The sequence below is a fragment of the Allomuricauda sp. MMSF_3307 genome (assembly GCF_030733585.1).
In the GTDB taxonomy this organism is placed as follows: Bacteria; Bacteroidota; Bacteroidia; order Flavobacteriales; family Flavobacteriaceae; genus Flagellimonas.
This window is the reverse complement of the sequence record NZ_JASHIQ010000004.1, coordinates 72,150-92,561: the sequence shown is the minus strand read 5'-3', so window position 1 is coordinate 92,561 and position 20,412 is coordinate 72,150. Positions and strand designations below refer to the sequence as shown.

General features: G+C 44.1%; 21 protein-coding genes. 5 read left to right on the top strand and 16 right to left on the bottom strand.

All coding sequences use genetic code 11. The features are described 5' to 3' along the window. The 3 genes from eboC to RBB12_RS11180 are packed head-to-tail and all read right to left on the bottom strand — an operon-like array spanning position 1 to position 2,658. Positions 1–900 carry a UbiA-like protein EboC gene (gene eboC, locus RBB12_RS11190; protein ID WP_306014366.1) on the bottom strand — a complete coding sequence of 300 codons (900 nt, stop codon included), beginning with the start codon at positions 898–900 and terminating at the stop codon, positions 1–3. Then, positions 900–1,808 (bottom strand): TatD family hydrolase, encoded by a 909-nt coding sequence (locus RBB12_RS11185; protein WP_306014367.1) that lies wholly within the window; start codon positions 1,806–1,808, stop codon positions 900–902. The genes eboC and RBB12_RS11185 overlap by 1 nt, the downstream gene beginning before the upstream one ends. Before the next feature lie 4 nt (positions 1,809–1,812). Further along, entirely contained in the window at positions 1,813–2,658 is an 846-nt protein-coding gene (locus RBB12_RS11180) for an EboA domain-containing protein (protein ID WP_306014368.1), read from the bottom strand. Positions 2,659–2,754: 96 nt separating this feature from the next. Here RBB12_RS11180 and RBB12_RS11175 point away from each other — a divergent pair, with 96 nt between their 5' ends. Continuing rightward, positions 2,755–3,336 carry a tRNA-(ms[2]io[6]A)-hydroxylase gene (locus RBB12_RS11175; RefSeq protein ID WP_127140000.1) on the top strand — a complete coding sequence of 194 codons (582 nt, stop codon included), beginning with the start codon at positions 2,755–2,757 and terminating at the stop codon, positions 3,334–3,336. Between the two features lie 9 nt (positions 3,337–3,345). On the opposite strand, the gene ppk1 is transcribed toward RBB12_RS11175, so the two are convergent. The 8 genes from ppk1 to rpsA form a co-directional block, all read right to left on the bottom strand. Next, complete coding sequence (gene ppk1 / locus RBB12_RS11170) at positions 3,346–5,421, bottom strand: polyphosphate kinase 1 (RefSeq protein ID WP_306014369.1); 2,076 nt, start codon at positions 5,419–5,421, stop codon at positions 3,346–3,348. Continuing rightward, a complete protein-coding gene (locus RBB12_RS11165) occupies positions 5,422–5,910 on the bottom strand; it encodes a histidine phosphatase family protein (protein WP_306014370.1) in 489 nt (162 codons plus the stop codon). Between the two features lie 11 nt (positions 5,911–5,921). Next, the gene (gene pdxH / locus RBB12_RS11160; protein ID WP_306014371.1) at positions 5,922–6,569 is read right to left on the bottom strand and encodes a pyridoxamine 5'-phosphate oxidase; all 648 of its coding nucleotides are present in this window, start codon (positions 6,567–6,569) and stop codon (positions 5,922–5,924) included. 66 nt (positions 6,570–6,635) lie between these two features. Beyond that, positions 6,636–7,547, bottom strand: coding sequence for a ribonuclease Z (locus tag RBB12_RS11155; RefSeq protein ID WP_293289059.1), 912 nt, complete (start codon positions 7,545–7,547; stop codon positions 6,636–6,638). Further along, entirely contained in the window at positions 7,544–7,876 is a 333-nt protein-coding gene (locus tag RBB12_RS11150; protein WP_179385427.1) for a ribonuclease Z, read from the bottom strand. The genes RBB12_RS11155 and RBB12_RS11150 overlap by 4 nt, the downstream gene beginning before the upstream one ends. Before the next feature lie 5 nt (positions 7,877–7,881). Continuing rightward, positions 7,882–8,808, bottom strand: coding sequence for an aspartate carbamoyltransferase catalytic subunit (locus RBB12_RS11145; RefSeq protein WP_306014372.1), 927 nt, complete (start codon positions 8,806–8,808; stop codon positions 7,882–7,884). A 6-nt stretch (positions 8,809–8,814) separates the two neighbouring features. Then, entirely contained in the window at positions 8,815–9,351 is a 537-nt protein-coding gene (pyrR, locus tag RBB12_RS11140) for a bifunctional pyr operon transcriptional regulator/uracil phosphoribosyltransferase PyrR (protein ID WP_293285161.1), read from the bottom strand. A gap of 114 nt (positions 9,352–9,465) precedes the next feature. Next, complete coding sequence (rpsA, locus tag RBB12_RS11135; protein WP_179385430.1) at positions 9,466–11,301, bottom strand: 30S ribosomal protein S1; 1,836 nt, start codon at positions 11,299–11,301, stop codon at positions 9,466–9,468. A gap of 260 nt (positions 11,302–11,561) precedes the next feature. Between rpsA and RBB12_RS11130 the strand changes: the two genes are divergently transcribed. Continuing rightward, complete coding sequence (locus RBB12_RS11130; RefSeq protein WP_179385431.1) at positions 11,562–11,942, top strand: LysM peptidoglycan-binding domain-containing protein; 381 nt, start codon at positions 11,562–11,564, stop codon at positions 11,940–11,942. Between the two features lie 66 nt (positions 11,943–12,008). Here the strand turns inward: RBB12_RS11130 and RBB12_RS11125 are convergent, their stop codons facing one another. The 3 genes from RBB12_RS11125 to RBB12_RS11115 are packed head-to-tail and all read right to left on the bottom strand — an operon-like array spanning position 12,009 to position 13,556. Continuing rightward, entirely contained in the window at positions 12,009–12,437 is a 429-nt protein-coding gene (locus tag RBB12_RS11125; RefSeq protein ID WP_293289053.1) for a hotdog fold thioesterase, read from the bottom strand. Positions 12,438–12,446: 9 nt separating this feature from the next. Continuing rightward, a complete protein-coding gene (locus RBB12_RS11120; RefSeq protein WP_306014373.1) occupies positions 12,447–12,965 on the bottom strand; it encodes a redoxin domain-containing protein in 519 nt (172 codons plus the stop codon). 6 nt (positions 12,966–12,971) lie between these two features. Next, complete coding sequence (locus RBB12_RS11115; protein WP_306014374.1) at positions 12,972–13,556, bottom strand: NAD(P)H-dependent oxidoreductase; 585 nt, start codon at positions 13,554–13,556, stop codon at positions 12,972–12,974. Positions 13,557–13,660: 104 nt separating this feature from the next. Here RBB12_RS11115 and RBB12_RS11110 point away from each other — a divergent pair, with 104 nt between their 5' ends. The 3 genes from RBB12_RS11110 to RBB12_RS11100 all read left to right on the top strand — a co-directional run bounded on the left by RBB12_RS11110 (position 13,661) and on the right by RBB12_RS11100 (position 17,149). Further along, the gene (locus tag RBB12_RS11110; RefSeq protein ID WP_306014375.1) at positions 13,661–14,053 is read left to right on the top strand and encodes a winged helix-turn-helix transcriptional regulator; all 393 of its coding nucleotides are present in this window, start codon (positions 13,661–13,663) and stop codon (positions 14,051–14,053) included. 176 nt (positions 14,054–14,229) lie between these two features. After that, a complete protein-coding gene (locus tag RBB12_RS11105; RefSeq protein WP_306014376.1) occupies positions 14,230–15,936 on the top strand; it encodes an amidohydrolase in 1,707 nt (568 codons plus the stop codon). 109 nt (positions 15,937–16,045) lie between these two features. Then, positions 16,046–17,149: a serine hydrolase domain-containing protein gene (locus tag RBB12_RS11100; RefSeq protein ID WP_306014377.1), complete on the top strand. Its 1,104-nt coding sequence runs from the start codon at positions 16,046–16,048 to the stop codon at positions 17,147–17,149. A 10-nt stretch (positions 17,150–17,159) separates the two neighbouring features. Here the strand turns inward: RBB12_RS11100 and cmk are convergent, their stop codons facing one another. Beyond that, positions 17,160–17,858 carry a (d)CMP kinase gene (gene cmk, locus RBB12_RS11095; RefSeq protein WP_306014378.1) on the bottom strand — a complete coding sequence of 233 codons (699 nt, stop codon included), beginning with the start codon at positions 17,856–17,858 and terminating at the stop codon, positions 17,160–17,162. Positions 17,859–17,907: 49 nt separating this feature from the next. Next, a complete protein-coding gene (lon, locus tag RBB12_RS11090) occupies positions 17,908–20,358 on the bottom strand; it encodes an endopeptidase La (RefSeq protein WP_306014379.1) in 2,451 nt (816 codons plus the stop codon). Between the last annotated feature and the right edge of the window lie 54 nt (positions 20,359–20,412).

The following is a 20,412-nucleotide window of genomic DNA, read 5'->3' as shown; positions in this document are numbered from 1 at the left end:
CTAGGTTACTGCAAATTGTTTGGCCAAAAAGATGGACAACGGTAATAATAATAGTGTGAGAATCCCCAGTAGAAGGTTCGAATGTGCTACGGCCAGGGAGGCATCCAGCAATACAATGGACAAAACGCCAGATTTAACGGCATTTTTAATATGGTTTGGGGTATTGTCCCTATAAGCGATGATCAAGGGTCGGAAGACCATTAGCCCGAAGAGTACCAAAAACAATACATACCAAAAATCACTTTTAGCGTAAGTGTAATGGAGGTAAACCACGCCAGCGATAACCAGCCCATAAAGTATTCCTGCCCAACGTATATTTCCCTTGTTTTTGCCATGTACCTCGCCCCTACTGATCATAGTCACCGCAAAGATGAAAACAATCGGAAGCAGCACATACGGCCAATACTGAAAGGTTCCCAACAACGAAATACCCATTAAAAGGTTGAGCCCTCTGCAAACACCCATATTGAGTGGTCCCAATATAGGATGATGCTTTGCAAATTTATCGTACGACAAAATGGACAATGCCAAAAAAACAGCGATTAAGCCTGTGGTTTTACCCACAAAAAATGCCAGTCCGATTCCAACCGCAAGCAAGACAAAACCAAGAGACCTTGCCTTTCCCAAAGGCACTACTCCGCTGGGAATAGGGCGTTCAGGTCGCTCCACCCTATCGATTTCAATATCAAATACATCATTGAGTACCACTCCGCCTGCGTACAGGAAAACGGGAGCCATCACCAGCAACAAAAAGGGTAAAACTGCGATGTCCGCCAATTGAAAAGCTCCATCAACTGCAAACAGACCAGAGATAGCGGTTCCTGCCAAAACATCGGCAGCTGCTGTAGGTAAATTGGCCGGTCTACACAATTGGAGATATGCCTTTAAGCGTGGACTCATTAAACGATTTTATTATCCTCTACTTTAGGTTCCTGACCTCGTAGGACACTATTGTCATTAAACAATTTCCGTTGGTCGATAGCTTCAGGGTTCAACCAATGTTCGGCTTTCATTTTTCCTGACCTCCCAAAAAAGTCCAGTGCATTTTGGTAGCAAGTTTTTACCACATCTTCACGGGAAACGCCATTTTGCAGCATAAGGTTGGCCGTTTTGGGAACCGCCAACGGGTCGGAAACACCCCAATCCGCGGAACTGTCCACAATTATATTCGTACTTCCGAATTTTTTAACGACTTCCACCATACGCTGATTGCCCATTTTGGTTTTTGGATAAATGGTGAAGGCTGCAATAAATCCGCGATCCAAAACTTCCTTTACCGTTTCCTCATTGTTATGGTCGATGACTACCATTCCAGGGTCAATCCCGTGCTCTATACAGACTTCCATACTTTTAATGGTCCCTGCCTTTTTATCCCTATGGGGGGTATGTACTTGAACCATCATATTAAACTCTTTGGCCAGCTCCAATTGTTCCCGAAAGAACCTATCCTCTGCCTCGGTCTGGTCGTCATATCCGATTTCTCCAATGGCCACCACATTTTCCTTGTGCAGATATAAAGGCAATAATTCCATAACCTCTTCGGCCAAGGGTACATTATTCGCCTCTTTGGAGTTAAGCCCGATGGTACAATAATGTTTGATTCCGAATTGAGAAGCCCTAAAAGGTTCCCACCCCACTAAACTACTGAAATAGTCTTGAAAAGAACCTACTTGTGTTCTGGGTTGACCCAACCAAAATGAAGGTTCTATCACCGCTACCACCCCAGCTGCCGCCATGGCCTCGTAATCATCCGTAGTTCTGGAGGTCATGTGAACGTGTGGGTCTATGATCATTAATTTATCATCCATGCTATTACAAATTTTTCCAAGTTAACTCCCCTTTTTCTGCCTTTTCCAGGTGAGTGTTGTTTGTTTTCAATAATTTTTTTCCCGCTTCGGTATCCGAATGAAAACAGACCAATGTGGCCGCTTTTTGCTCCCGTTCATTTTCGCTTTGAAACAAACGTTCAATATCCTCGATCAAAGCGCCTTCCAAAAATGGGGAGACCGGTCTCCAGAACATGGGATCAATATCCCGTGAAGCTGCCCATCGTTCATGGGCGTAGTCTGATATGATTCTTGTCAAATCTTTGTTGGCCATTTTGTCCACGTCTGGAATCTTCTTCAAATCCTGCTGCATAAATGCAGCTTTGAGATACATTTGATTCCATTCCGCGTTGGTAAAATACCTTGCGGGATAAGGATTATGTTGGGAAATGGCGTTGAACACCGTCGCGATATTGGTACGTAGCGCTTCCACCGCAGCAAATTTAAAATGCTCTGGTTTCGGTAAAAGAACCAAGTATTTCAAAAAAGTTTCCAATTCGGTCTTATCCGATATTTGTATCAGTTGCTGAACGGGCTTTAAAAAAACCTCATCTGACTCCAAAACAGATAACAAGAGCAAAATTCGGGACATTTCCAAGGTAGAGGCGTTCTGCTGTTCCAAATAGCTACTCCACTGGAAATCCTTCTCACCAAAATCATGGATTGGGGCATCCTTTATTTTTGATGTAGATAAGCTATAGGTCATATACAGATCTTTTCTGCTTTTAGCATCAACGACCTGCGCAATGGCATCCATCAACCATTCAAATTCTGTTTTTTCCAAGTTTAGTTTCAGGATATCGGAGAGATATTCTTTAGAGGTTTTGGCCATAAATTCTGACTAGAATACGTTGGTTTACAAATATAACGAGGGTTCACCGATTTTATTTAATCCTATCAGATTATCTTTGCCCAAAATTAGATGACCATGTTAGGCTTAAAATTACCTACTGACCCAAGATGGGTAAATATTGTTGAAAAGAACATCGAGGAGATCTTGACGGACCACGCGTATTGCGAGCAAAAAGCTGCCAGCACTGCTATTTCGTTGATTATCGGGTTTCCTGAAAAATCGGAACTGGTAAAGGAAATGACTGCATTGGCCCGTGAGGAAATGGGACACTTCAACATGGTTCACGATAAAATTATACAACGTGGATGGGTTTTGGGCCGAGAACGTAAGGATGAATACGTCATTGAACTGATGAAATTTTTCCCCAAGGGTGGTAGCCGAGAGACCCACTTAGTGCACAAATTACTTTACGCTGCGTTGATAGAGGCACGGAGCTGCGAACGTTTTAGGTTGCTTTCCGAGGAAATCGATGACCAAGAGCTATCGGAATTCTACCGTAACCTCATGATCAGTGAGGCCAACCACTACACCATGTTCCTTAAGTTTGCCCGCAAATACGGAAAAAAGGAGGAAGTGGACCAAAAGTGGAACGACCTTTTGGAGTACGAGGCCCAACTGATGAAAAATCTCGGAAAAAAGGAAACCATGCACGGGTAACTCCGTGGGTTATTCCTCTAACTTCTTTTTATAATAATCGTACATCTCAAACTGGGATCTTAGCTCAGGCTGACCTTTGGGTCTTTTTCTGTAGGCATTGTCCTGTTTGGCAGAGAAAACACGGGCCTTCGAATTATCATTCCAAGAAATTTCAAAGGTATCTAGCAGTTCCTGTCTAATATCCGGGTCGTAAATGGGACAACCCACTTCTACCCTAAAATCCAAATTACGTGTCATCCAATCTGCTGAGGAAATATAAATCTTTGGGTTACCGTCGTTGCCAAAAATGAAGAGTCTGGGGTGTTCCAAAAACTTATCCACCACACTGATGGCCTCTATATTCTCGCTCATGCCCTCAACCCCAGGGATAAGACAGCAAATACCCCGAACAATCATTTGTATCTTCACCCCTGCCCTACTGGCCTCGTACAGTTTATCGACCATCTTGTAAGAGGTGAGACTGTTCATCTTTATTTTGATGTAAGCCTGTTTTCCTGCTTTGGCAAGGGCAATTTCCTTGTCAATCAACTTCATAAAAGTCGACTTCGTGTAATGAGGTGATACAATTAGATGTTTGTACTTGTTGATTTTATAATTGGTCTCGAAAAAGCCGAACACTTTGTTCATATCTTTCAAGATGCCTTGGTGCGCAGTAAACAAGGTATAGTCAGTATAGATTTTGGCAGTAGACTCGTTGAAGTTTCCTGTACTGATGAAACCATATCGTTTAATGGTGTGTCCTTCCTCTCGTTCTATCAAACATATTTTACTGTGTACTTTAAGCCCTGGTACACCAAAAATCAAATTAACTCCTTCGTCCTGCAAGTAGTTGGCATACTCAATATTGTTCTGTTCATCAAATCTCGCTTGGAGTTCAATCTGAACGGTGACCTGTTTTCCGTTCTTCACCGCATTGACCAAGGCCGATGCAATTTGACTTTCACTGGCCAAACGATAAATGGTAATCTTTATGGATCGTACTCGTGGATCTAGCGCGGCTTCTCGTAGAAACTTGGTCACATAACTAAAAGTATGGTAGGGCGCATAGATCATGTAATCCTTATGTGCTATCATATCCAGCAAACTTCCTTTCATACTGAGCCCCTTTACAGGCAAGGGTTCTATCTTGTCGTACATCAGGTCGTTTCGCCCAAGACTTGGAAAGCCCATGTAGTCCCTACGGTTATGGTAACGTCCACCAGGAATGACACTATCGGTATCCATTATGTCCATTTTATCCTTGAGGAACTGCAGAGTGTCTTTATCAATGCTCTTATCGTATACAAAACGCACGGGGTCGCTTATCTTTCTATCCTCCACACTGGAAGAAATTTTCTCGATAAAGCTCTTGCTCAGATCATTGTCGATATCAAGTTCGGCATCGCGGGTAATTTTAATCATATGTGCCGAAATGGAATCGAATTCGAACATGGTAAAAACACTGTCCAAACAGTAACGAATCAAATCATCCAACATGATCACATAATCCTTGTCCCCTTCTTTGGGCAATACCACAAAACGGTCGATTCCCTTAGGGATTTCTATAAGCGCATATCGATTGTGCTTTCCACGGGGCGTTCCGTTTTTCATGACCACTTTTACGGCCAAATAGGCAGCGGTATCCTTCAACAAGGGGAATTCGGTCAGGTCGTTCAAAATAATGGTCATCAGTTCTTGGTTGACCTTTTTGAAGAAGTAATCCCGAATAAATTCAGCTTGGCTTTCACTAACCTCGGTTTCCCTAATGATGAAGATGTTCTCCTGTCGAAGCTCCCTATCAATCTGTTTAAAAATCTCCAAACTTCGTGCCTGCTGGTCGATTACAATTTTGGTGATTTCTTCCAACAGATCCTTGGCCTTTTCTCCACCCAAAACACTTTTTCCTGTTTTTCCAGCATCCACGATACGTTTCACCGTAGCGTAGCGTACTTTGAAAAACTCATCAAGGTTATTGCTGAAAATTCCTAAAAATCGTAGCCTATCAATTAAGGGGACTCGGTGGTCTTTCGCCTCTTGCAATACCCTTGCATTAAACTGTAACCAGCTGATTTCCCTATTGATATATTCGTTTGTTGTTTTTACCATCTATTTCTTCAAGTGTTTTGGAAAGATCATTTGTTTGGTGGTTCCCCTGCTAACTTTGGACCAATCGTCCACACCAAATGTAATATGGACCAATCCTGACGTGGGAACGTTGTCAATATACTGATCTCCCCAAGTATTTGCAAGCGAGGTAAAGGCATTATTATGGCCAAAGAGCGCCACGGTATCCATGGCATTGTCCAATTGCTGTACGAACTGCTCCACACTATTACCGGAAAAGTCGTAGAGCATATGGTTTACCCTGAAATTGGATAGGTCGTACCCAAGGTTCCTCACAAAAATCATACTGGTATGCAAGGCCCTGTTGGCAGGGCTGGAAAAGATAAAATCAATTTTGGGCGCATGCAATCCAAAGGTCTTGGATACCTTGTGGGCATCATTTATGCCACGTTCCTGTAAGGGCCGGTCTTTATCAGAGACATCATAATCCCATGAGGATTTTCCATGTCGCATCAATATCAGTTGTTTCATTGTCTTAGGTTTTAAGGTGCCAGTCGTGCAATTTTCCAATCAAAGTCTTCATCCAAGGTGTATCGTATCCTGTCATGCAATCGATTGGGGCGGCCCTGCCAAAACTCGATGGATACAGGCCGCACCAAAAAACCTCCCCAATAATCGGGTCTTGGCACTTCCTTTCCCTCATATTCTTGTTCGAGCTCCTTTAGTTTGCCTTCCAAATGTTCACGGGAAGGCACCACTTGGCTCTGGTCCGACACCACTGCGCCCAATTGGCTGCCTTTGGGCCTAGACTCAAAATAGCCGTCGGAAAGATTTTCAGCAATCTTTTCCGCTTTCCCCTTAATGATAACCTGACGTTCCATATTGGGCCAAAAAAAGGAAAGACATACGGAAGGGTTGGCCGCAATGGCCTTCCCCTTTTCACTCTGATAGTTGGTATAAAAAATAAATCCCTCAAAAGTGAATTTTTTCATCAATACCACCCTGCTTTTGGGAAATCCGTCCAAACCAATGGTGGATACCGTCATGGCATTGGGTTCATCCACGCCCTCCGAGGCTTCCACCTCATGGAACCACTTTTGGAACTGTTCTATGGGGTTCTCCCTGATGGATGTTTCGGTAAGCTCGCTTTTTTCGTAGGATTTTCGGTAATCGCTGAGATCTTTTTGCATAAGGTGAAGATCGTCAAAAATAGGGTCTCCTCAAAACGGGAAGTTTGTAAAACTTTGGTAAAATTTTTAATCGCCAAAGTCAAACACCTTACCGTCGTCCGCTAAATCAACCGGGGTGAAAATGGTTTCCGCCTCTTCTTTAAAGAGTCGGATGGATTTGTATCGTGTGGAATAGTGGCCCAAAATCAAAAGTTTTGCATTGGCTCCTTGGGCTATTTGGGCTGCCTGCATGGCCGTGGAATGTTTTGTTTTTTCGCATAGATGCGCTTCGGATTCCAAGAAAGTGGACTCGTGGTACAATACGGTCACGTCTTGGATGATGGGTACAACGGTCTCGTTATACATGGTATCACTGCAAAAAGCATAGCTTTTCGGTTCTGGAGGGTCCAAAGTCAACTTTCGGTTCGGAACCGTGCGGCCCGAAGCATCAACTCCATCGGCCCCATTTTTTATGTTGTTGAACTGACTCCTGTCCACCCCATACTTTCGTGCGGCCTGAACATCCAAAGTTCTGGGTGACTCCTTTTCCTGAAACAGAAATCCATTGGTATAAACCCTGTGTATCAAGGGTACGGTGCGTACGGTCACTTTTTCATCTTCAAAAATGAGTTCGGATTCCTTGGATTCCAATTCGTGGAACACCAGTGGGTAATTGGTCCAGGAATCCCCCAATTTTAAAAAGAGGGTAATGGCCTGTTTGATGCCTTTGGGTCCGTAAATATGAAGCTCTTTATCCCTTCCCAACAATCGAAAGGTTGAAATCAATCCGGGCAGACCAAAAAAATGGTCTCCATGGAGGTGGGAGATAAAAATATGGTTGATTCTGGAAAACTTGACCTTATATTTTCGAAGCTGCACTTGGGTCCCTTCGCCACAATCTATCAAAAATAGGTGGTTTTTGATTTCGAGGACCTGAGCGGTAGGATTGGTAAATGTTCGTGGTGTGGCGGCATAACAACCGAGTACGGTAAGCTTCATATGCCAAGGTCACGTTCAATTTCTTCCATTTCGATGATGTCCTTTGCCTCTTGAAGAGTGGGCACTACACTCAACTCTTCTGGAATGTCATCATAGCTAACGGCATCCGTGACCAAAACAAAGGATTGTCCACCGGCCTTATGGGTGTTTGAGAGATCCAAAAACTCCAACAGGTCATCCACTGTGAGTTTTTTGAAGGAAAAAAGATTGACCACGATATTGTCGTGCTTCAGTTTCGGGTAGGCATTCTGCAGATTTTCCATAAATCCGGAAAGCGTGGTCTTCTCTTGAAAGACGATGGTGGTGGTTCCTTCTTTGTCGATGATCATATCGCTTACTTTATTTTAGATGCCAAAAGATATAGTACGGCCATTCGAATGGCTACGCCATTTTCCACTTGGTGCAGGATAATGGATTGGTCGGAATCGGCTACATCACTGGTAATTTCTACCCCTCGGTTAATAGGTCCCGGGTGCATGATCACAATTTGCTTGTCCAAACTGTCCAACAACTCCTTGTTCACCCCAAATTGCTGGGTGTATTCCCGTGTAGATGGAAAGTAGCTGATGTCCATACGCTCGTTCTGTACCCGAAGCATATTGGCCACATCGCACCATTCCAAGGCCTTCCTCAAATTGGTCTCTACGCCCACACCCAAGGATTCGATATGCTTGGGAATAAGCGTTTTTGGTCCACAGACTTTTACATTGGCCCCTTGCAGCTTTAAGGCGAAAATATTGGAAAGGGCTACCCGAGAGTGCAAAATATCCCCCACGATGACCACATTTCTTCCGCCCACGTCACCCAATTTTTCCCGTATGGAGAAAGAATCCAATAAGGCTTGAGTCGGATGCTCATGGGCGCCGTCACCTGCATTTACAATGGATGCTTTTACGTGCTGCGATAAAAATATACCCGCTCCGGGATTGGGGTGTCGCATCACCACCATATCTACCTTCATGGAGAGGATATTGTTGACCGTATCGATAAGGGTTTCGCCTTTTTTCACAGAGGATTGCCCTGCGGAAAAATTTACCACATCTGCCGAAAGTCGCTTTTCTGCGAGCTCAAAAGAAAGCTTGGTACGGGTACTGTTTTCAAAAAAGATATTGGCAATGGTGATATCGCGAAGGGTGGGCACTTTTTTTATGGAGCGGTTGATGACCTCCTTAAAATGGTCTGCCGTTTCAAAAATGAGCGATATATCCTTTTGGTTCAGATATTTGATTCCCAACAAGTGGTTTACGCTTAACTCGCTCATTCCCTTTTATTTGCTTACTAAATATACTTTATCCTCACCGTCGTTTTCTTCCCACATCACTTTGACCTTTTCTTCGTTGATGGCATCCACTTGTCGGCCACGATAGGTGGGCTGAATGGGCAAGTGCCTGCTAAAACGTCTGTCGATCAATGTCAAAAGCTCGATATTGCTTGGTCTGCCAAAGGACTGGATGGCCGTAAGGGCCGACCGGATGCTTCTACCTGTGTAGAGGACATCATCGATAAATACCACTTTTTTGTCCTCCACCAAAAAATTCATCTGTGTGGAATTGGCCTTGAGGATTTCCCCTCTTCCAAAATCGTCCCTAAAAAATGTGATATCCAAGAATCCAAGGTCAATATGTTTGATCTTGTATTCCTTTTTAAGAATCTTGACCAATCGCTCTGCCAAAAAAACACCTCTGGGCTGAATACCTATTAAGGCGGTATTGGTAAAATCCAAATGGTTTTCCATGAGCTGACAGGCCAACCGGTGCAGTATGATGTTGATTTCCTTTGAAGTAAGCAGAACTTTTTGACTCATAGGCTGTGTACGACCAACTCGGTTGATTACAAAAGTAAGCAATTCTTTAAAATGTTTGGCGCATAAAAAAGCCCCACTGTTTCCAGCGGGGCTTTGTATGATTGAAAGTTCTGATTACTTCTTCTTGGAATCAGCTTCCATTTTGTCCTTCAAGGCTTGCAACTGTGAGTTGGCATCTCCAAGGGTCGGAGCAGCTTCATCGGATGATGCAGCTCTTTTCTTGGCAGCCTTCACATTCTTGTCCTCTTGCTCTCTAAAGATAGCAGTGTGGCTGGCCACAACTCGCTTGAAATCTTTGTTGAACTCGATGATCTTGAATTCGGCCTCTTCTCCTTTTTGGAGTTTTTTACCGTCTTCTTTCTCCATGTGGCGCTGTGGCACAAACCCTACGATATCCTCGTTAAAGTTGATGGTAGCTCCTTTGTCCACCACCTCAGCGATGGCAGCTTTGTGGATGGTACCTTCAGCAAACTCCTCGGAGTACTTGTCCCAAGGGTTCTCTGTGGTCTGCTTGTGTCCAAGGCTCAACTTGCGGCCTTCCACGTCCAATTCCAATACTTCCACCTCCAAGGTGTCACCTACGGTCACAAACTCGGATGGGTGCTTGATTTTCTTGGTCCAAGAAAGGTCGGAGATATAGATCAAACCGTCGATTCCTTCTTCCAACTCTACGAATACTCCAAAGTTGGTAAAGTTTCTAACGATTCCTTTGTGTCTTGATCCCACTGGGTATTTGGAAGTGATATCGGTCCATGGGTCTGGAGTCAATTGCTTGATACCCAACGACATTTTACGATCTTCTCTATCCAAGGTCAATACCTCGGCCTCAACTTCGTCACCTACGTTCACGAAATCTTGGGCTGATCTTAGGTGAGTACTCCAAGACATTTCAGAAACGTGGATCAAACCTTCCACACCTTCGGCTACTTCGATAAATGCACCGTAATCTGCGATAACGACTACTTTACCTTTCACCTTGTCCCCTACTTTGATCTCATCACCAAGGGCATCCCATGGGTGTTTCTCCAATTGCTTAAGACCCAACTGGATTCTGGACTTGTTGTCGTCGAAGTCCAAAATAACCACGTTCAATTTTTGGTCTAGCTCCACCACCTCGTTCGGGTGGTTGATACGGCTCCAAGAAAGGTCGGTAATGTGAACCAATCCATCCACACCTCCAAGGTCGATAAATACCCCGTATGATGTAATGTTCTTGACCACACCTTCCAATACTTGACCTTTTTCCAATTGGCCGATGATCTCTTTTTTCTGCTCTTCGATGTCAGCTTCGATCAAGGCTTTGTGGGATACCACTACGTTCTTGAACTCGTGGTTGATCTTCACTACCTTAAACTCCATGGTCTTGCCTACATACTGATCGTAATCACGGATAGGCTTCACATCGATTTGGGAACCTGGCAAGAACGCCTCGATACCGAATACGTCAACGATCATACCACCTTTGGTACGGCATTTAACGAAACCAGTAACGATTTCTTCCTTGTCATGGGCGTTGTTCACGCGCTCCCAAGCTTTGATGGTCCTTGCTTTTCTGTGGGACAACACCAATTGACCGGTCTTGTCTTCACGGATATCTATAAGTACCTCAACTTTATCACCAACTTTAAGATCGGGATTGTAGCGGAACTCATTCAAGGAAATCACACCTTCGGACTTGGCATTGATGTCAATGATTGCCTCACGGTCTGTCATGTGAACCACTTTTCCTTCCACAACTTCCTCATCGGCAGTGTCCACAAAGTTTTCCTCAACAAGGTTTTCAAATTCCTTGAGCTTGGTATCATCTACGCGCTCAATTCCTTCTTCGTACTTGTCCCAATCAAAGTTTTCAAGAAATTCCTGAGGATCTTGTTCGGGTTGTTTTGCTTCCTTTACTTCTGGTGCCAAGGCAGTTTCTTCTACCTCAACGTTTTGTTTTTCTTCAGCCATACGTTGCTGATTAAAATTTGTATTCCACGTTTTACAAGAGCCCAACAATTACCGTGAAAGCGGTTTTAAATTGATTTTCTATAGTCCCTTTCGCTCTTGCCTCCTTGCTAAAAGGGGTGCAAAAATACAATTAAATTATTGATATACAAAGCCTACAAGCAAGGTTTCAACAAAAAAAGTATTCCTTTGGTTGGGTGGCAAAATAATAAGAGAATGTTTATCTTGAGACGTCTAATTGTTAACTATAAAAAAGTACCCTTATGAGCGTAAAAGCAAAGTATCAACCAGTACTCGACCTAGGTGAAAAATTGAATGTACAACATGGCGATGTCACCGTTGAGGGGGATGTCCTTAAAATCAAGGGCACGACCAAGACCCAATACGAAAAGAACCTATTATGGGACAAAATCAAGGAGATTGGCGGGGAAAAGCCATCGGATATCAAGGCCAATATTACCGTGGAGGACGAATCCGTTTATCACAGACATACGGTGAAGAGCGGGGAATCGCTGAGCAAGATTGCCAAGCATTATTATGGCGATCCCATGAAATACAACAAGATTTTTGAGGCCAACACCAATATCCTGAAGAATCCGGATGTGATCCACCCTGACCAAGTTTTGGTGATTCCCAATTTGTAAGATTGATGAACAGTTCGGGGCCCTTGGTCTCGGACTGTTTTTTTTGGATGCAATGTAAATCGTTTGCTACTCTTGCAAAGCCCGAATAAAATTATAGACCCCCCTACCTTCCGCTACCAACACCCCGTCTTGAAATGCCTTCATTTTGGTGACCATGATTCGGTTGCCCATACGAACCAGTTTACCTTCAAAGAGAAGGTCCTTACCTTCTGCAAACCTTAAATAATCTACCCGCAGGTCAATGGTGGAAAGCTTATCTTCCGGTGACTCAAAATTGGCGATTCCTATGGCGCCTCCTACGGAATCCATTACCGTGGCCATAATACCGCCATGCCAACGCTTTGTGCGAATATCCCCGACAAAATCCTCCCGGAACGGAATCCGTACGCGTATAAATTCCTTTTCAATGGTCTCCACCTTTAATCCCAAGTAGCGGTGTATCGGGATTTCCTCCTCGGCCAATCGAATCAGTCGCTCCTTTGTTTTTTCATCCATAGGCCAAAACTACAATTTTTCCCCACGGGCGGGATAATCTGCGGAAATAATATAGTCGACTGCTTTCACAAAAGAAGGCAAATAAGGTCTTCCCCAAGGATTGCTGTTGATGGCCGAATAGTAGATCTTGTTTGTATTGTCAACTAAAAACAACCCCGGCTCACTAAAGACTTCCGGTTCACCATCTTTTACGCCAGAACTCAAATACAATGACCAATCCCGGGCGGCCTTTTCGGTCAGTCCATAACCCAAGGTCAAATCGGTGAGCTCCCATTTTTGGCGTGATATTCTAGCCCTTTTTTCAGAATCCATGCTTACCGCTATCACACGCACCCCCCTAGATTCAAACTGTGGCAAAAGGTCTTGTAATTGTTGCAGGTATTTTTTGCACAACGGGCAATGCAGTCCTCTGTAAAATACTAGGAGTGTAAAATGGTCAGGGGTCTGCTCTGCTAAATTCCATGCATCTCCTTCCAATAAATGAAACGTCAATTCTGGGGACGGTTGCTTTGGAGTAGGTCTATTCATAATTTTCTATTTAAAGTTTGATTCAAGATGGGCTTCAAAACGTTTAAAGTCACAATCAATTTCCGGGTTCTTCATTACATCGTAGGCCATAAATGTGGGCAACGGTTCCAAACCAAACCATTTAAAATTAAGATGCATCGGGCGAAGCAAATCGTCCTCACTTAAACCGCCAAAAAAGTCCTCTTTTGGATTATTAAAAGCTTCCTTGGGGGCATTGGCCGTTACCGAAAGCATATAAGTTCCCTTCAACTTGCCGCCAAGCCCATAGTTCCTTTTGGGTTCAGCACTATTTCTTCCATCACCATCGGACATTTCGCCCATCATTCCCATGGAAAAAACTTCATCAATATACTTTTTAAAGGACCAACTCACCCCCATCCAGTTCAAAGGGGTTTGTAAAAAAACAATATCCGCCTGCTTAAATTTTTCTATTTCTTCCTTGATGTCATACGAATCTTCCATTGTGGTGGTTGCAATATCATATCCCCTACCCTTAAAAAAATTGTGGGTCTTTTCAACCAAACTAGCATTCAATTTGCCTTCCGAGAAGGGATACTTTTGATGTCCATTTATGATAAAAACGTTCTTCATTTATATTTTTTTTAAAATTTGTTTCGTAAAGAAACCAATAATAGTTTACTTTAGAAACTAATTAGGAGATCTGTCCTAGATTTGTGGTAACCAAAAAGTAACCAATGGCTAGAAAATACATCGAAAACCCAAACACCTGCACCCTGGTGCACACCATGAACATTATAGGCAATAAGTGGAAACCCATCATCATATATCTCTTATCCAATGGGCCATCTCGTTTTGGCAAATTAAATGCCTTGATTCCCACCATTTCAAAAAAAGTTCTGACCAACCAACTTAAAGAATTGGAAGCAGACGGTTTATTGATAAGAAAGTCATTCCCTGAAATACCACCCCGTGTAGAATACTCGTTGACTGAAAAATCAATTGGATTATTGCCTGTATTAAAACAACTTAGCGAATGGGCCAACTGGGCTTACCCAGAGATGGACTTTGAGGAATGTAGAATTGTTGACATCAAAAAAGCTCCAACGGATAACCTCACAGGGGCATAAATTAGGATTGTTTTTCATGCCGCGTAAAAGTAGAGCTGCACACCTTCAATTTATCCCACAAAATATAGCTTTTTCTTTTCCTAATTTTATAGATTTTTTGAGTGAAATCACTAAATTTAGTTGACTATCAACAAAATACATCAACCTATTCCCTAGAAAAATTTAATACCCAACCTATGCAACAGTTTAAAACTTTCAGCCTTTCTTCGCTGCTCTTGCTTTTTATCGCATGCAAATCCGACCAAAGCCCATCAGCCGAAGAAGCTGCAGTGGTGTACCACGGTGGCGACATCATTACCATGGCCGGTGATAATCCCAATTATGTAGAAGCCCTTGTGGTAAAAAATGGGAATATCACCTTTGCAGGACCTGCCAGTGAAGCTATGCAAATGGCCGGAAAAGGTCATCAAATGGTAAATTTGGAAGGTCGTACCATGCTGCCCGGCTTAATCGATGGCCACGCTCACTTTTCATCCTTTTCCGCACAGGCCATCGGAGCACAAATATTACCGCCACCTGATGCCGGGGCCAAAGATATCCCTACTTTGATTTCGGTTTTAAAGGAATGGAACACGCCAGAGAACCGTGCACTTACAGGATGGATTTTTGGTGTCGGTTTTGACGATTCTGTCCTAAAAGAAAATAGATTCCCCACCAAACACGACCTAGATCAGGTAACCACGGAGTTTCCCATTCTATTGGTACACATTTCAGGGCATTTTGCCTCGGTCAATTCCAAAGGACTTGAGCTTTTGGGCATCGATGCCAGTACCCCTGATCCCGAAGGAGGTATCATCCGAAGGGAAGGCAACAATGAACCCAATGGTGTACTGGAAGAACTTGCAGCCATTCCCTATTACGCAAAAGCCTTGACACCGGCGACCGCCGAAGCTGCCAATCGCTTTTTTGAAGCAGGCCAAGAAATGGCCCTTTCATACGGCTATACCACCGCTCAAGAAGGAAGGGATATGGGGAATGTGGATCAATTTGCACAACTGGCCAACGCCCAAAAATTAAAATTGGACGTAGTGAGCTATGTGGATTACCTTTTTGTGGACAAGTACCTGGATAGCGAATGGAAGAGCAATACCTACAATAATCATTATAGAATCGGGGGAATGAAGGTTACCTTGGATGGTTCTCCCCAAGGCAGAACGGCGTGGCGCACCACTCCCTATTTGATTCCACCGGATGGTGCCAGCAAAACATATAGCGGGTACCCTGCTATTCCGCAAGACAGCGTGGTCACGGCCATTTACAACAAAGCCTTTGCAAACAATTGGCAAATTTTGACCCATGGCAATGGCGACGCTGCTATCGACCAAATGATCCGGACCATGACAATTGCCGCCCAAACCCATGGCAACGAAGACCGAAGAAGCGTACTCATTCACGGGCAATACCTGCGCGAAGACCAATTGGACTCCCTCAAAAAATTGGATGTGATTGCATCCCTTTTCCCGTTGCACACCTTTTATTGGGGCGATTGGCATAAACAGATTATCGGGGACAGCCTGGGCAATAAAATCAGTCCTACCCGTACCGCTTTAAACAAAGGCTTGAACATTACCATCCATACCGATGCGCCCGTGGCCCTACCCAACCTCATGCGCATGGTAGGCATTTCCGTGGAGCGCAAATCCCGTTCTGGGCAAGTAATCGGCGAAAACGAAAAACTCACCCCTTACGAAGCCCTAAAAGGAATCACCGAATGGTCCGCCTACCAACATTTTGAGGAAGACTCCAAAGGAACGCTGGAAGCTGGTAAGGTTGCCGACTTGGTCATCTTGGACAAAAATCCGTTGAAGGTGCCGGAGAGTGATATCAAAAACATTATCGTATTGGAAACCATTAAAAATGGGGTTTCGGTGTACAAGAGATAGTTCGTAATTGATTTTTCAAATGTAAGCGTGCTATTATTTCAACGACATTTGATAAAAGCAATCTTTTTTTGATGTTAACAGCATCCTTACTTATACCATTACATGTATGATGAAAAATATCCTTGTCATCTTTTGCCCCATATGTATTCTGTTATTCAGTTGTGGTAATCCTAACACCAAAACAACCATCGATCATCAAACTGTTAACGAGCGGGCTATTACAAAAGCCCAATCCGAGTTGATTTTTGACCATACCAAAGTCTTTCCGAACAACACCCAACTCGCTTTCGCCTTTATTAAGAATGGCAGGGTACAGTTCTACGGTGTGGAGAAAAGAAACGATTCCATTCTTTCAGTTCAAAATCATCAAAATGCCTTTGAAATCGGTTCCATTACCAAAGTATTCACCAGTACAGTTTTGGCCGATTTGGTGTTGGACCATACAGTAAATTTGGATGATCCCATCAATCCTTTTTATGATTTTGCGTTCCATAAAAATCAGGAAATCACTTTTAAAAGATTGGCAAACCATACCTCTGGACTTCCAAGAATGCCCTCTAATTTTGATTTTGATATCGGTAACCAAGACCCATTTGCGTCTTACGACAGTGAAAAGTTAAGAGCATATTTGACGAATGACATGGAACTATCTTTTGATGATGATAGAACATATGTGTATTCCAATTTGGGAGCTGGGCTTTTGGGGTATACCTTGTCAAAAATTGAAAAAAAGCCCTTGAGCCAATTGTTCCAAGAAAGAATATTTTCAAAGTATAAAATGCCCAACAGCACTATTGGAAGCGAAAATGTATCCGTACCATTGGTCAAAGGGCAAAGCCCAGAAGGGCGACCGGTGCAAAATTGGAATTTGGCCTCTTTGTCCGGTGCCGGTGACATCATTTCCACTGCTGAAGATCTTTCCCAATTTGTGTTGGCACAATTTCAACCAGATAATGAAGTTTTGGCAATGACCAGAGCGGCAACACATGCTCTAAACGAAGATTCCAGTGTAGGTTTGGGGTGGCATATACGCAAAGGGCCTTCTGGTGAAAATTGGATATGGCACAATGGTGGAACTGGAGGGTACACATCCTGTTTGGTAATGAATACGGAAAGTAAGAATGCCGTTATCGTCTTGTCCAACGTTTCAGCACTTGGTGACCCTATGATACACATTGACCAACTCTGTTTTGGGCTTATGGAGACTCTTTAGAAATTGACCTTCATCCCACCTTCTCTATCACCCGTTGCGCAAAATCGTGGATACGTTCAAACTGTTCTTCCAGGCCCATATCACTATTGTCAAACTCGATGGCATCCTTGGCCTTGGTCAGTGGGGAAACGGTACGGGTAGAGTCGATTCTGTCGCGCTCCTCCACATTTCTTAGCACCTCCTCATAAGTTACCGCTTCGCCCTTTTCCAAAAGTTCTTTATAACGACGGGTAGCCCGGGTCTCTGGGGAGGCCGTCATAAACAGTTTTAGTTCGGCTTCGGGAAACACTACGGTACCAATATCACGGCCATCCATCACAATGCCCTTATCCTTGCCCATGGCCTGCTGCATCTTAACCAATTTTTCGCGTACTTCCTTAATGGCCGCCACCTTGCTCACAAATCCGGAAACATGCAGGGTGCGAATCTCTTGCTCCACATTCTGGTTGTTCAAGTACATCTCGGAACGCCCAGTTTCTTCGTTGGGCACAAATTGGAGGTGAATTTTGGATAGCCTTTCTACCAACGCAGCTTCATCCAACTGGCCGTCCTTATCAATAATGCCCTCTTGCAACGCAAAAAGTGTTACGGCACGGTACATGGCGCCAGTATCCACATAAATATAATTTAAGCTAGCAGCCAAACGTTTGGCAATGGTACTCTTTCCCGTAGAGGAATATCCATCAATGGCAATCGTAATTTTTCCCATACGCCAAAAATAGGCAGAAAAGCGCTTATGCGGTTATGACTTCTGTCAATTAAAGCTCCTTGGCATGTTTCACCTTCTGCTTGGTGATGGCAATATCGATTACCTCGCTCATGTCGGTCACATAATGGAACGTCAAACCTTTCAGGTATTCTTCTTTGATTTCTTCGATGTCCTTTTTATTGTCTGCACAGAGGATAATTTCTTTGATCCGCGCCCTTTTGGCCGCCAAGATTTTCTCTTTGATGCCGCCCACTGGCAACACCTTACCACGAAGTGTGATTTCACCGGTCATGGCCAAGCTCTTTTTCACTTTGCGTTGTGTAAATAGCGATACCAAAGAAGTTAGCATGGTAATTCCTGCGCTGGGACCATCTTTTGGCGTAGCTCCCTCGGGCACGTGGATGTGTACATTGTACTTATCGAAAACCGTCGGGTCAATACCGTAAGTCTCTGCATTCGATTTAATGTATTCCATCGCAATGGTAGCCGATTCCTTCATCACTTTGCCCAGGTTACCCGTGATATTCATTGTACCCTTTCCTTTGGAAAGTATGGACTCGATAAATAAAATATCGCCTCCTACACTGGTCCACGCCAAACCAGTGACCACACCGGCCACATCGTTGTTTTCGTACTTATCGCGCTCCAATCGTGCTGGGCCCAAAATCTTTTCAACGTCCTCGTTGGTGACCGTTACATTGTATTCCTCCTCCATGGCAATGGATTTGGCCGCGTAGCGCACCACTTTGGCGATTTGTTTTTCCAAACTACGCACACCTGATTCGCGGGTGTAACCTTCCACGATTTTTTCCAACTGTCGCTTTCCAATCTTTAGGTCCTTTTTGGACAGTCCGTGTTCCTCCAATTGCTTGGGCAACAAGTGTCGCTTGGCAATCTCCACCTTCTCCTCGATGGTATAGCCCGTCACATTGATGATTTCCATACGGTCAAGAAGAGCTGGCTGAATGGTGGACAGGTTATTTGCTGTGGCAATGAACATTACCTTGGAAAGGTCGTAGCCCATTTCCAAAAAGTTATCATGGAAATCGCTGTTCTGCTCAGGGTCCAATACCTCCAGCATGGCCGAAGATGGGTCCCCCTGATGGCTGCTTGCCAGTTTATCGATCTCATCCAGAATGAAAACAGGGTTAGAAGTTCCTGCTTTTTTCAAACTCTGAATGATCCTTCCCGGCATGGCACCAATGTATGTTTTTCGGTGTCCGCGGATTTCAGCTTCATCGCGGAGTCCACCCAAGGACATGCGAACGTATTCACGACCCAAGGCCTCTGCCACCGATTTCCCCAAAGAGGTTTTACCCACCCCAGGAGGTCCGTACAAACAAAGGATGGGCGATTTCATATCGTTCCGCAATTTGAGTACAGCCAAATATTCGATGATACGGCGCTTAACGTCCTCCAGACCGTAGTGGTCCCTGTCCAAGATTTGCTGTGCTTTTTTTAAATCGAACTTATCCTTGGAGTATTCGTTCCAGGGCAAATCGAGCAAAAGGTCCAAATAATTGCGTTGGATGGAATACTCGGCCACCTGAGGGTTCATGCGGCGCATTTTGGCCAATTCTTTCTCAAAATGCTCCTCTACCTTTTTGCTCCATTTTTTGGTCTTGGCCTTTTCGGTCATTTCGTCCACCTCTTCTTCATACGAAAGTCCGCCCAACTCTTCTTGGATGGTCTTCATCTGTTGGTGGAGGAAATATTCCCGCTGCTGCTGGTCCATATCGCTACGAACCTTGCTTTGGATATCGTTGCGCAACTCCAATTTTTGAAGTTCCATGTTCATGTACTTCAAGGTGGCCAAGGCGCGCTCCTGTAAATTTGGCATCTCCAAAAGCTGCTGCTTCTCGGAAACGGATAGGTTCAAATTAGAGGATACGAAATTAATCAAGAACGGATTGCTCTGTATGTTTTTGATGGCAAAGGTGGCCTCGCTGGGAATATTTGGATTGTCCTTGATAATCTTGAACGCCAATTCCTTAATGGAATCGATAATGGCCTCGAATTCGCCGCTTTGGTCGTCGGGACGCTCCTCTGCCGCTTCGCTCACTTTAGCAGTGATATAGGGCTTCTCGGTCAAGAGTGCATCGATCTTAAATCGCTTCTTCCCTTGAATGATCACAGTGGTATTGCCATCCGGCATTTGAAGCACCCGTAGGATACGAGCCACTGTTCCCACGGTATTGATATCCTCCGGCCCTGGATTCTCAACGCTTTCGTCCTTCTGGGAAACCACCCCAATGACCTTGGAACCATTATTGGCATCCTTGATCAGGTTGATGGATTTGTCCCTGCCCGCTGTAATAGGAATCACAACGCCGGGAAACAAAACGGTATTGCGCAGCGGCAATAACGGTAAAGTTTCGGGCAGACTTTCCCTATTCATCTGCTCCTCGTCCTCAGGGGTCAACAACGGAATCAATTCGGCATCCTCGTCCAATCCCTGAAGGTCTATATTGTCAAATTTGGTAATTTTCATCTCTCCCATATCATCTTTTCGGTCATTTTGTCATAATCGACCAACGACCCGCATTTTTGTTCA

Coding starts and splice junctions, on each gene's coding strand:
- rpsA (WP_179385430.1), bottom strand. CDS start 11,301: ATGGCTGAAGAAAAACAAAACGTTGAGGTAGAAGAAACTGCCTTGGCA.
- RBB12_RS11180 (WP_306014368.1), bottom strand. CDS start 2,658: ATGGCCAAAACCTCTAAAGAATATCTCTCCGATATCCTGAAACTAAAC.
- RBB12_RS11185 (WP_306014367.1), bottom strand. CDS start 1,808: ATGGATGATAAATTAATGATCATAGACCCACACGTTCACATGACCTCC.
- pyrR (WP_293285161.1), bottom strand. CDS start 9,351: ATGAGTCAAAAAGTTCTGCTTACTTCAAAGGAAATCAACATCATACTG.
- ppk1 (WP_306014369.1), bottom strand. CDS start 5,421: ATGGTAAAAACAACAAACGAATATATCAATAGGGAAATCAGCTGGTTA.
- eboC (WP_306014366.1), bottom strand. CDS start 900: ATGAGTCCACGCTTAAAGGCATATCTCCAATTGTGTAGACCGGCCAAT.
- RBB12_RS11125 (WP_293289053.1), bottom strand. CDS start 12,437: ATGGATGAAAAAACAAAGGAGCGACTGATTCGATTGGCCGAGGAGGAA.
- lon (WP_306014379.1), bottom strand. CDS start 20,358: ATGGGAGAGATGAAAATTACCAAATTTGACAATATAGACCTTCAGGGA.
- RBB12_RS11100 (WP_306014377.1), top strand. CDS start 16,046: ATGAAAAATATCCTTGTCATCTTTTGCCCCATATGTATTCTGTTATTC.
- RBB12_RS11155 (WP_293289059.1), bottom strand. CDS start 7,547: ATGAAGCTTACCGTACTCGGTTGTTATGCCGCCACACCACGAACATTT.
- RBB12_RS11115 (WP_306014374.1), bottom strand. CDS start 13,556: ATGAAGAACGTTTTTATCATAAATGGACATCAAAAGTATCCCTTCTCG.
- RBB12_RS11165 (WP_306014370.1), bottom strand. CDS start 5,910: ATGAAACAACTGATATTGATGCGACATGGAAAATCCTCATGGGATTAT.
- RBB12_RS11150 (WP_179385427.1), bottom strand. CDS start 7,876: ATGATCATCGACAAAGAAGGAACCACCACCATCGTCTTTCAAGAGAAG.
- RBB12_RS11175 (WP_127140000.1), top strand. CDS start 2,755: ATGTTAGGCTTAAAATTACCTACTGACCCAAGATGGGTAAATATTGTT.
- RBB12_RS11130 (WP_179385431.1), top strand. CDS start 11,562: ATGAGCGTAAAAGCAAAGTATCAACCAGTACTCGACCTAGGTGAAAAA.
- RBB12_RS11110 (WP_306014375.1), top strand. CDS start 13,661: ATGGCTAGAAAATACATCGAAAACCCAAACACCTGCACCCTGGTGCAC.
- RBB12_RS11120 (WP_306014373.1), bottom strand. CDS start 12,965: ATGAATAGACCTACTCCAAAGCAACCGTCCCCAGAATTGACGTTTCAT.
- cmk (WP_306014378.1), bottom strand. CDS start 17,858: ATGGGAAAAATTACGATTGCCATTGATGGATATTCCTCTACGGGAAAG.
- RBB12_RS11105 (WP_306014376.1), top strand. CDS start 14,230: ATGCAACAGTTTAAAACTTTCAGCCTTTCTTCGCTGCTCTTGCTTTTT.
- pdxH (WP_306014371.1), bottom strand. CDS start 6,569: ATGCAAAAAGATCTCAGCGATTACCGAAAATCCTACGAAAAAAGCGAG.
- RBB12_RS11145 (WP_306014372.1), bottom strand. CDS start 8,808: ATGAGCGAGTTAAGCGTAAACCACTTGTTGGGAATCAAATATCTGAAC.